The following is an 11,022-nucleotide window of genomic DNA, read 5'->3' on the forward strand; positions in this document are numbered from 1 at the left end:
CCGCACTGCAAAAAGATTATCGGTGATCGACTTTTACGGCCGACGTCTCGCAGACGGCGCGGAAGCCGGCGGCGGCGAAACGGACCATATAGGCGCAGGCGCTTTCCAGATCGCCCGAGCGGCACAGACCGCCCGACAGTCGGTCCAGCCGCCCTGTCTCGCCCAGCGTCAGGGTCAGGGCCCCTGACAGGTTGTGATAGGCCCAGTAGATATCGACCTCGGCCGCCTGGGGCAGGACCTGTTTGATCAGCTCGATCAGGCGGTGGATCGCCGGATCGAAATAGCGGGCCATGGTCTCGCCCCCGAAGGCGGGGTTGGCGTTGGTCTGGGCCACCAGGGCGGCGTAATGCTTCCACCCCGGTCCGCCTTTCAGCGACCATTCGAACGGCGGGCGCAGGAAGGCCTCGAACAACCCCTCCAGCGTCATGCCGCCTGGTCCCGGGGCCTCGGCATAGCGGTTGATCGCGGCCACGCGATCGTTATTCCAGACCTCGGCCCGGCGCAGGAAGACAGCCTCGAACAGGCCGCGCTTGGCGGTGAAATAATAGTGGATCAGGGCGGTATCCACGCCCGCCTCGCGCGCCACCTCGCGAATGGTGACGCCATAGAAGCCGTGTTTCGAAAACAGATCCTCAGCTGCGTCCAGGATGGATTCGCGCGTGTCCACGCTTGTGGCGGCGCGCGCCTTGGGCGGGCGACCGCGTCGGGCGGCGGGCGTGGCGGGCAGATCGGGCGGCGTCATGGAAGGGAAGCTAGTCGTCCCGGGCCCTTTCGCGCAACGGCGTCCGCCGACGACCTGTGCAAAGGCGCCACAGCGTAACCGTTTTCATACCGCTGCGTAAGCGTCGCCGTTTGACAGGACGCCTTCCACTGAGGCACGGTCCAAGAAAATCATTGAACGCTGAATAAAAGCGTCATCAGGCTGGAAACAGGATTGGAACTCCAATGAACAGACTCGTGAAGACCGCCTTGCTGGCGGGCGCCGCATGGGGTGCGCTCTCGGCCACCGCCATCGCCCAGGACGCCGCGCCGCAAGCGCCGCAGGCCTCCCAGACGTCGACCATCGACGACATCATCGTCACCGCGCGCCGCCGCGAGGAAACCCTGAAGGACGTGCCGGTCGCGGTCTCGGCCTATTCGTCGGAAGCGCTGGAGCAAAAGGGCGCCGCCGACATCACCGAACTGACCCGTTCGACGCCCAGCCTGACGCTGCAACCGGCGCGCGGCTCCAACTCGACCCTGATCTCGTTCATCCGTGGCGTCGGTCAGCAGGACCCGCTGTGGGGCTTCGATCCGGGCGTTGGCCTGTACGTCGACGACATCTACATCGCTCGCCCGCAAGCGGCGGTTCTCGACATCTTCGATATCGAGCGCATCGAAATCCTGCGTGGGCCGCAAGGCACGCTGTACGGCCGCAACACCATCGGCGGCGCGATCAAATACGTCACGAAGCGTATCGACGCCGATGAACCGGAAGGCAGTCTGCGGGCCTCCTACGGCAGCTATAACCAGCGCGACGTGGTCGCCTCGGCTGAACTGCCGTTCACCGAGACCTTCGGCGTCTCGGCTTCGCTGGCCCGCTATCTGCGCGACGGCTACGGCACGAACCTGAACACCGGCAATGAGCACTACAACAAGGACGTGACGGCCGCCCGGGTCAGCGCCGAATGGACGCCGACTGACAGCCTGTTCTTCCGCCTGGCCGGCGACATAGTTCAGGACCACTCCAACGCCCGCCACGGTCACCGCGAACTCGCGCCCATGCCGGACAATGTCTATGACACCAACGCCGGCGCGGGTGACCGTAACCGGGTCGAGACCAAGGGGGTCTCCTTCACAGGTGAATGGACCGTCAACGACTGGCTGACCCTGAAGTCGGTCACCGCCTATCGCGACGGCTACACGCGCGGCAACATCGACTTCGACAACCTGGCTGCGCCGCTGCTGGACATTCCGGCGGCCTACGACGACGATCAGTTCAGCCAGGAATTCCAGGCCCTGCTTTCCGGCGACCGCTGGTCGGCTGTGGCCGGTGTGTTCTATCTGGACGCCAACGCTTCGGGCGCTTTTGATACGGTTCTGGGCGGCGCCAACCTGACGACGCTGACCGCCGGTTCGGTGGGCACCAAGAGCTACGCCGTCTTCGGCGACGTCAGCTATGACGTGACCGACGCCCTGTCCGTCTCCGTCGGCGGCCGCTTCACGCATGACGAGAAGGAAGGCACGGTCTACCGCCAGCAATACCTGGGCATTCGCAGCCCGTATTTCGGCAATAACGCCGCCGTTCCGTTCGGCCCGGTCCGCACCGACTACACCCGCACCCGCGAGTTCGAGAAGTTCACGCCGCGCGTCAGCGTGACCTACAAGATCAACCCGGACTTCACGACCTATGCGTCGTGGGGCCAAGGCTTCAAGTCGGGCGGCTTCGACATGCGCGGCGACGCCATCGCCTATCCTGGCACCGTCGACGGTTATGATCCGGAAACGGTCGAGACCTTCGAAATCGGCCTGAAGGGCTCGACCTTCAATCGTCGTCTGAACTTCGCCACGGCGATCTTCGATTCCTCTTACGAGGACCAGCAGATCACCACCCAGTACCCGTCGGGCGCCACGGTCGCCTCGGTGGTCGATAACGTCGGTTCGTCCTCGATCCGCGGCTGGGAATTCGAAGGTTCGTTCCGCCTGCTCGACAATCTCGTCGTCAACGGCATGCTGAGCTATATCGACGCCCAGTTCGACGAGTTCCTGGCCTATATTCCGACCGGCCCGCTGAACACGTCCTGCCCCACCCAGCCGGGCTGTTTCGTGGATGTCTCGGATGCCCGCGACTTCCAGAACACGCCGGAATGGACCGGGTCGATCGGCGTCGTCTACACCCACTACCTGGGTGACGGCTCCAGCATCGCCTTCCTGCCGTCGGCCGCCTATCGCGGCGATTCCCAGATGTTCGAGAGCCCGCAACCGCTGCTCGACCAGGGCGGCTACTGGCTGTACGACGCCAGCCTGGTGTGGACCTCGGCCAACGATCGTCTGACGGTCGGCCTGCACGGCAAGAACCTGTCCGACGAACAGTACAAGGTCGGCGGCTATGACTTCAGCAGCTTCGGCGTGCTGGCCGGCAACACGGTCAGCGCCTTCTACGGCGCGCCGCAGACCGTCACCGCCACGGTCGGTCTGAAGTTCTAGGAAGAACCGGGTCAGCCCGGAATTGAGCCAGAAGGGCGGCGGTTTCGACCGTCGCCCTTTTTCTTTGGCGTGACGGCCGCCAGCCGCTAGCGTCGCCGCAACAAACAAGACCAGAGGGACGTCGATGAGCCAGGTGGAGGCGACCGTGAACGCGCCGCAGGACACCCCGAAACAGGGCGGGGGCTACAGCTTCTACGTCCTGGCGGTGCTGATTCTGATCTACATGCTGAACTTCCTGGATCGGCAGATCATCGGCATCCTGGCCGCGCCGCTGAAGGCGGAGTTCGGCCTGTCGGACAGTCAGTTCGGCCTGCTGGGTGGGATCGCCTTCGCCTCGGTCTATTCGACGCTGGCCATTCCGCTGGCCTGGCTGGCGGACCGGTTCAGCCGGGTCTGGATCATGACCGGCGCCCTGACGGTCTGGTCCGGCTTCACCGCCCTGTGCGGCGTCGCCGGGTCGTTTGGTCAACTGTTCCTGTATCGCATGGGTGTCGGCGTGGGCGAGGCGGGCGGCGTGGCGCCGGCCTATTCGCTGATCGCCGACTATTTCCCGCCGCATCAGCGGGCGCGGGCCATGGCAGGTTTCGCCTTCGGCATTCCGCTGGGCACGGCGGCGGGGACGCTGGTCGGCGGCCTGCTGGCGGCAGAATACGGCTGGCGGACGGCCTTCATCGTCGTGGGTTTGCTGGGGGTGCTGGTAGCGCCGCTGCTGCGCCTGACCGTGCGCGATCCCAAGCGGGGCGCCACCGATGCGCCCAGGCCCGTTTCGGCCGAACCCGCGGTCGCGGCGCTGGACAAGGGTCTGGGGCGGACGGCGGCCCTGATCATGCTGGGTCTGGGCGGCGGCCTGTTGATCCTGGCGGCGCTGATCCAGTTCGCGGGTCTGGCGCTGGCCAATCCGCTGGTCATCGCCTTCGCCGGCGGATTGTGCGCGGTGATCGGCGTATCGCTGATGATCGCCCGGGTTACGGCCTCGGTGGTCCTGCGCAAGAAAAGCTTCTGGTTGCTGGCGCTGGGCGCGGCCTCGTCGTCGGTGTGCGGTTATGGCGTGGCGGGTTGGCTGCCGCTGTTCTTCATGCGCAGCTTCGACCTGAGCCTGAAGCAGGTCAGCTGGTATTATTCGGGCATCGCCCTGATCGGCGGCCTGCTGGGCATCTGGCTGGGCGGGGCGATCGCCGACAAGCTGGGCAAGCGCGGCAAGGGCGCCTATCCGCTGACGCCGGCCATCGCCTTCCTGATCTCGGCGCCGTGCTTCATCCTGGCGATGAATTCGCCCTGGCTGATCGGCCTGGTGTTGCCGGGCGGCGGCAGCCATACGCAGCAACTGACCCTGGCCTTCCTGATCTTCCTGATCCCGACGGGCCTGAATCTGGCCTGGCTGGGTCCGATCACGGCTGCGGTGCAGCATCTGGCCCCCGCGCCTATGCGGTCGACCGCATCGGCCCTGTTCCTGCTGATCAACAACCTGCTGGGGCTGGCGGTTGGCTTCTATTATTTCGGCTGGATGAGCGACCTGCTGGCGCCGCGCTTCGGCGAGGAGAGCCTGCGCTGGGCCATCTACACGGGCATGGGCTTCTATCTGATGGCGTCGGTGCTGCTGATCGGGGCGTCGCGTACGCTGAAGCGGGACTGGGTGGACTAACGAACCTCAGCTTTTCGGCTCGATAAGCTCAGACTGTTGCGCCTGCGAAGAGGCGGGGCCTATAAGCGCCCCGACCTTTTCCACCCTTTCCCAGGCGCGGGCGCGACATGAACATCCACGAGTATCAGGCCAAGCAGGTTCTCAAGGGCTTCGGCGCGCCGGTCGCGGCCGGCGTCGCCATCACCAGCGCGGACCAGGCCGAAGCCGCCGCCCGCCAGCTGCCCGGCCCGCTCTATGTGGTGAAGTCCCAGATCCACGCCGGCGGCCGCGGCAAGGGCAAGTTCAAGGAACTGCCGGCTGACGCCAAGGGTGGTGTCCGCCTGGCCTTCTCGATCGAGGATGTGGTCAAGCACGCCAAGGAAATGCTGGGCAACACCCTGGTGACCGCCCAGACGACCGACGCCGGCAAGCAGGTCAACCGCCTGTACATCGAGGACGGCGCCGACATCGAGCGCGAGCTGTACTGCTCGCTGCTGGTGGACCGCGAGCACGGCCGCGTGGCCTTCGTCGTCTCGACCGAGGGCGGCATGGACATCGAGGCCGTCGCCCATGACACGCCCGAGAAGATCCAGACCGTTGTCATCGACCCGGCGACGGGCGTGACCGAGGCCGATGTCGCCACCATCAACGCCGCCTATGGCCTGACCGGCGCGGCGGCCGAGGACGGCAAGACCCTGTTCCCGATCCTCTACAAGGCCTTCGTCGAGACCGACATGGCGATGCTGGAGGTGAACCCGCTGATCGTGATGACGAACGGCCACCTGCGCGTGCTGGACGCCAAGGTCAGCTTCGACGGCAACGCCCTGTTCCGCCACGAGGACATCAAGGCCCTGCGTGACGAGACCGAGGAAGACGCCAAGGAGATCGAGGCCTCGGCCTGGGATCTGGCTTACGTCGCCCTGGACGGCAACATTGGCTGCATGGTCAACGGCGCCGGCCTGGCCATGGCGACGATGGACATCATCAAGCTGTACGGCAAGGAGCCGGCCAACTTCTGCGACGTCGGCGGCGGCGCCGGCAAGGAGAAGGTCGCGGCGGCCTTCAAGATCATCACCGCTGACCCGAACGTCCAGGGCATCCTGGTCAACATCTTCGGCGGCATCATGAAGTGCGACGTCATCGCCGAGGGCGTGGTCGCGGCCGTGAAGGAAGTGGGCCTGAAGGTGCCGCTGGTCGTGCGCCTGGAAGGCACCAATGTCGAGCTGGGCAAGAAGATCCTGAACGAGAGCGGCCTGGCCATCACCTCGGCCGACGATCTCGACGACGCCGCCCAGAAGATCGTCGCGGCGGTCGGCTGAGGCTCGTGCCTCACTCGCCACCGCCCTGCTGACAGACCTATTCAGAGCTAGAACATGTCCATTCTCGTCGACAAGAACACCAAGATTATCGTCCAGGGCCTGACCGGCAAGACGGGCGGTTTCCATACCGAACAGGCGCTGGCCTATCACGGCACCCAGATGGTCGCGGGCGTGCACCCGACCAAGGGCGGTACGAACTGGACCGGCTCGAACGGTGAAAGCCTGCCGATCTATGCCTCGGTCGCCGACGCGCGCGACGCCACCGGAGCCGACGCCTCGGTCATCTATGTGCCGCCGTCGGGCGCGGCCGCCGCGATCATCGAGGCGATCGACGCCGAGATCCCCTTCATCACCTGCATCACCGAAGGCATTCCGGTGATGGACATGGTCAAGGTCAAGCGCCGGCTGGAAGGCTCCAAGTCGCGCTTGCTGGGCCCGAACTGCCCCGGCATCCTGACCCCCAACGAGTGCAAGATCGGCATCATGCCGGGCAGCATCTTCTCCAAGGGCAATGTCGGCATCGTCTCGCGCTCGGGCACCCTGACCTATGAGGCCGTGTTCCAGACCACCAACGAGGGCCTGGGTCAGACCACGGCGGTCGGCATCGGCGGCGACCCGGTCAAGGGCACCGAGTTCATCGACGTGCTGGAACTGTTCCTGGCCGATCCGGAAACGACCTCGATCATCATGATCGGCGAAATCGGCGGCGGCGCCGAAGAAGACGCCGCTCAATTCCTGATCGACGAGGCGAAGAAGGGCCGCAAGAAGCCGATGGCCGGCTTCATCGCGGGCCGCACAGCTCCGGCCGGCCGCACCATGGGCCACGCCGGCGCCATCGTCTCGGGCGGCAAGGGCGATGCGGAATCCAAGATCGCGGCCATGGAGGCGGCGGGCATCCGCGTGTCGCCCTCGCCCGCGCGTCTGGGCAAGACGCTGGTCGAAGTGCTGAAGGGCTAAGAGCCCCTCAGCGCGCGCTGCGCGCGGGCGCTATCGCTTGCCGCGCGGCGGCTCGCTGCTTGAGCGCGGTTGACCCGATTGAGCGCTTGATGTGGGCGAATTTGGCCTGCTGCGACGTTTGGAGGCGCCCCTAGTTTGGCCGGGGGCGCCTTTTCTTTGCTGTTTCGAGCAAATTCTTCCGCATTCGCCCCTGTTCGGTCATGACCGGTAAGGAAACACGGCCTATATGAACCGCGCCGCTCTCCGCGCAGAGGTGCGCGCGCGGCCAAAGGGACTGTGACGAGAACCATGGCGGACGATGCCGGCCGGCTGAACCAGGTCTTTGCCGAGACCTCCTTTCTCTACGGGGCGAACGCCGCCTTCATTGAGGAGCTTCACGCCAAATGGGCCGCTGACCCTGCCTCGGTCAGCGCCGAGTGGCGCAGCTTTTTCGACCAGTTGCGCGACAACGCCGATGTGGTGAAGGCGGCCGCCGGCGCGGGCGCCTGGGGTCGCGGAACCGCTACCGAACCGACCGAGGCCACCGCCGTCTTCGACGGCCGCTGGCCCGCGCCCAAGCCGGACCCCAAGACCGCCGCCGGCAAGCCCGGCCCGCGCCCGGCCGCGCCGGCCGCCGGCGCCACCGCGCTGTCGAGCGATGACGTGCGCGCCGCCGCGCATGACTCCATCCGCGCCCTGATGCTGATCCGCGCCTATCGCGTGCGCGGCCATCTGCAGGCCAATCTGGACCCGCTGGGCATCGAGCAGCCGATCAACAATCCTGAGCTGACGCCGGAATTCTATGGCTTCGCCGAGGCCGATCTGGATCGTCCGATCTTCCTGGACGGCGTGCTGGGCCTGCAGACGGGCAGCATCCGCGAGGTGCTGACGCTGCTGAAGCGCACCTATTGCGGCAATATCGGCATCCAGTTCATGCATATCGCCGAACCGGAAGAGAAGGCCTGGCTGCAGGCGCGGTTCGAGGGCGCCGACAAGTTCGAGCAGAACGCCTTCACCCGTGAAGGCAAGCTGGCCATCCTGAACAAGCTGATCGAGGCCGAGGGCTTCGAGCGGTTCCTGCACAAGCGCTTCCCCGGCACCAAGCGGTTCGGCCTGGACGGCGGCGAGGCCATGGTCCCGGCGCTGGAGCAGGTGATCAAGCGCGGCGGCAACCTGGGTGTCGACGAGATCATCTTCGGCATGGCCCACCGCGGCCGCCTGAACGTCCTCGCGGCGGTCATGGGCAAGCCCTACAAGGCCATCTTCCACGAGTTCCAGGGCGGTTCGACCGTCCCCTCGGACATCGAGGGATCGGGCGACGTCAAATACCACATGGGCGCCTCGTCGGACCGCGAGTTCGACGGCAACACCGTGCACCTGTCGCTGACGGCCAACCCGTCGCACCTTGAAATCGTCAACCCGGTCGTGCTGGGCAAGGCGCGCGCCAAACAGGCGTTCGACATCCGCGAGGCCAACGCCGGCAAGCCCGAGGCCCAGTGGGCGCTGGACCGTTCCAAGGTCGCGCCGCTGCTGATCCACGGCGACGCCGCTTTCGCCGGCCAAGGCGTGGTGGCCGAATGCTTCGCCCTGATGGGGCTGAAGGGTTACCGCACCGGCGGCACCCTGCATTTCGTCATCAACAACCAGATCGGCTTCACCACCAGCCCGCGCAACTCGCGCAGTTCGCCCTATCCGTCGGATGTGGCGCTGATGGTCCAGGCGCCGATCTTCCACGTGAACGGCGACGATCCCGAAGCGGTGGTGTTCGCCGCCAAGGTGGCCACCGAATACCGGCAGAAATTCCACAAGGACGTGGTGGTGGACATGTTCTGCTACCGCCGCTTCGGCCACAATGAAGGCGACGACCCCACCTTCACCCAGCCGCTGATGTATTCGAAGATCCGCGCCCAGCCCTCGACGCGCGAAATCTATTCGAAGCGTCTGGTGGAAGAAGGCGTCATCAGCCAGGTCGAGGTTGACGCCGAGCTCACCCGTTTCGAGACCTTCCTGGACGAGCAGTTCGAAGCCGGAAAGACGTTCAAGGCCGACAAGGCCGACTGGCTGGACGGCCAGTGGCAGGGTCTCAGCCTGCCCAAGGAAGAGCTGCGCGGCGACACCGCCGTGCCGCTGGCCAAGTTGACCGACCTGGGCACGCGCCTGACCACCCTTCCCAACAGCGTGGACGTCCACAAGACGCTGAAGCGCGTCGTCGACGCCCGACGCGAGGCCATCCAGTCGGGTCAGAACCTGGATTGGGCCACGGCCGAGAGTCTGGCCTTCGCCAGCCTGGTGGACGAGGGCTTCAACGTGCGCCTGTCGGGTCAGGATTCGGTGCGCGGCACCTTCAGCCAGCGTCACTCGGGCATCATCGATCAGACGACCGAAGAGCGGTACATCCCGCTCAACAACCTGCGCGAAGGCCAGGCCCAGTTCGAGGTCATCGACTCGGCCCTGTCGGAAGAGGCGGTGCTGGGTTTCGAGTACGGCTATTCGCTGGCCGACCCGAACAGCCTGGTGATGTGGGAGGCCCAGTTCGGCGATTTCGTGAACGGCGCCCAGGTGGTGATCGACCAGTTCATCAGCTCGGGCGAACGCAAATGGCTGCGGATGAGCGGCCTGACCATGCTGCTGCCGCACGGCTATGAGGGGCAGGGACCGGAGCACTCGTCCGCCCGCCTGGAGCGTTTCCTGCAGCAGTGCGCCGAAGACAATATGCAGGTGGCCAACTGCACCACCCCGGCCAACTATTTCCACATCCTGCGGCGCCAGATGCACCGGCCGTTCCGCAAGCCGCTGATCCTGATGACGCCCAAGTCGCTGCTGCGTCACAAGAAGGCGGTCTCGACCATGGCCGATCTGGCCGAGGGCAGCTCCTTCCACCGCGTGCTGCGCGACGACGCCCAGACCCGTCCGGAAATCGCCGGCGTTGCGCTGAAGGCGGACAAGGACATCCGCAAGGTCATCGTCTGCTCGGGCAAGGTTTATTACGACCTGCTGGACGCGCGCGAAAAGGCGCGGGTGAACGACGTCTACATCCTGCGTCTGGAACAGTTCTATCCGTGGCCGATCAAGTCGATCTCGGCCGAGCTGGCGCGCTTCCCCAAGGCCGACCTGGTCTGGTGTCAGGAAGAGCCCAAGAACATGGGCGGCTGGACCTTCGTCGATCCATGGATTGAGCTGACGCTGGACAAGATGGACATCAAGGCCAAGCGCGCCCGTTACGTCGGTCGTCCGGCCTCCGCCTCGACGGCGGCGGGCCTGATGAGCCGACACCTGAAAGAGCTAGAAACCTTCCTCGCCGAGGCGCTGGCCTGACGCCCGCCTTCATCGCTACGATACGTTGACCGACGAAAAGACGCTGGACCCATCCCATGGCCGACATCCTGACCCCCGCCCTCGGCGAATCCGTTTCCGAGGCCTCCATCGCCAAATGGACCAAGAAGGTCGGTGATGCGGTCAGGAAGGACGAAATGCTGGTCGAGCTGGAGACCGACAAGGTTTCGCTGGAGCCGCTGCCCCGGCCGCGACCAAGGCCGCCCCGGCCAAGGAAGCGGCGCCCAAGGCGGCTGCTGCCTCGGCCGTCGAGATCAAGGTGCCGGTGATGGGTGAAAGCGTCGCCGAAGGCTCGGTCGGAACCTGGCTCAAGAAGTCGGGCGACACGGTCGCCAAGGATGAGCTGCTGGTCGAGATCGAGACAGACAAGGTCGCGGTCGAGGTGTCCGCCCCGGGCGCCGGCGTGCTGACCATCGCCGCCGACGCGGGCGCGACCGTGACGCCGGGCCAGGTGATCGGTTCGGTTTCGGGTTCGGGCGCTGCCGCCGCTTCGGCGCCCGCCGCTGCTCCCGCCCTCGGCGAATCCGTTTCCGAGGCCTCCATCGCCAAATGGACCAAGAAGGTCGGTGATGCGGTCAGGAAGGACGAAATGCTGGTCGAGCTGGAGACCGACAAGGTTTCGCTGGA

At 65.7% G+C, this 11,022-nt stretch carries 7 protein-coding genes and 1 pseudogene; 7 read left to right on the forward strand and 1 reads right to left on the reverse strand.

Annotated features, from left to right (window positions below; translation table 11 throughout):
* Positions 1–16: 16 nt before the first annotated feature.
* Complete coding sequence (locus EON91_RS05215) at positions 17–742, reverse strand: TetR/AcrR family transcriptional regulator (RefSeq protein ID WP_292092166.1); 726 nt, start codon at positions 740–742, stop codon at positions 17–19.
* Between the two features lie 203 nt (positions 743–945).
* On the opposite strand from EON91_RS05215, the gene EON91_RS05220 reads away from it, so the two are divergent.
* From EON91_RS05220 to EON91_RS05250, 7 genes and pseudogenes are all read left to right on the forward strand, one after another.
* Positions 946–3,186 (forward strand): TonB-dependent receptor, encoded by a 2,241-nt coding sequence (locus tag EON91_RS05220; protein WP_292092169.1) that lies wholly within the window; start codon positions 946–948, stop codon positions 3,184–3,186.
* Between the two features lie 124 nt (positions 3,187–3,310).
* A complete protein-coding gene (locus EON91_RS05225) occupies positions 3,311–4,828 on the forward strand; it encodes an MFS transporter (RefSeq protein ID WP_292092170.1) in 1,518 nt (505 codons plus the stop codon).
* A gap of 107 nt (positions 4,829–4,935) precedes the next feature.
* Positions 4,936–6,126 carry an ADP-forming succinate--CoA ligase subunit beta gene (gene sucC / locus EON91_RS05230; protein WP_292092172.1) on the forward strand — a complete coding sequence of 397 codons (1,191 nt, stop codon included), beginning with the start codon at positions 4,936–4,938 and terminating at the stop codon, positions 6,124–6,126.
* A gap of 54 nt (positions 6,127–6,180) precedes the next feature.
* A complete protein-coding gene (gene sucD / locus EON91_RS05235) occupies positions 6,181–7,083 on the forward strand; it encodes a succinate--CoA ligase subunit alpha (RefSeq protein ID WP_292092173.1) in 903 nt (300 codons plus the stop codon).
* A gap of 288 nt (positions 7,084–7,371) precedes the next feature.
* Positions 7,372–10,377, forward strand: coding sequence for a 2-oxoglutarate dehydrogenase E1 component (locus EON91_RS05240; RefSeq protein ID WP_292092175.1), 3,006 nt, complete (start codon positions 7,372–7,374; stop codon positions 10,375–10,377).
* Positions 10,378–10,433: 56 nt separating this feature from the next.
* A pseudogene (locus tag EON91_RS05245) lies at positions 10,434–10,571 on the forward strand (biotin/lipoyl-containing protein); the annotation flags it as partial.
* A 92-nt stretch (positions 10,572–10,663) separates the two neighbouring features.
* A partial coding sequence (locus EON91_RS05250) for a biotin/lipoyl-containing protein (protein ID WP_292092177.1) occupies positions 10,664–11,022 on the forward strand: 359 nt, incomplete at its 3' end.

Source organism: Brevundimonas sp., assembly GCF_004210735.1.
Classification (GTDB): Bacteria; Pseudomonadota; Alphaproteobacteria; order Caulobacterales; family Caulobacteraceae; genus Brevundimonas.

What these genes read in the sequence shown, in the direction of transcription:
- EON91_RS05215 (WP_292092166.1), bottom strand. Translation starts at nt 742, where the DNA reads ATGACGCCGCCCGATCTGCCCGCCACGCCCGCCGCCCGACGCGGTCGC.
- EON91_RS05240 (WP_292092175.1), top strand. Translation starts at nt 7,372, where the DNA reads ATGGCGGACGATGCCGGCCGGCTGAACCAGGTCTTTGCCGAGACCTCC.
- sucC (WP_292092172.1), top strand. Translation starts at nt 4,936, where the DNA reads ATGAACATCCACGAGTATCAGGCCAAGCAGGTTCTCAAGGGCTTCGGC.
- sucD (WP_292092173.1), top strand. Translation starts at nt 6,181, where the DNA reads ATGTCCATTCTCGTCGACAAGAACACCAAGATTATCGTCCAGGGCCTG.
- EON91_RS05225 (WP_292092170.1), top strand. Translation starts at nt 3,311, where the DNA reads ATGAGCCAGGTGGAGGCGACCGTGAACGCGCCGCAGGACACCCCGAAA.
- EON91_RS05220 (WP_292092169.1), top strand. Translation starts at nt 946, where the DNA reads ATGAACAGACTCGTGAAGACCGCCTTGCTGGCGGGCGCCGCATGGGGT.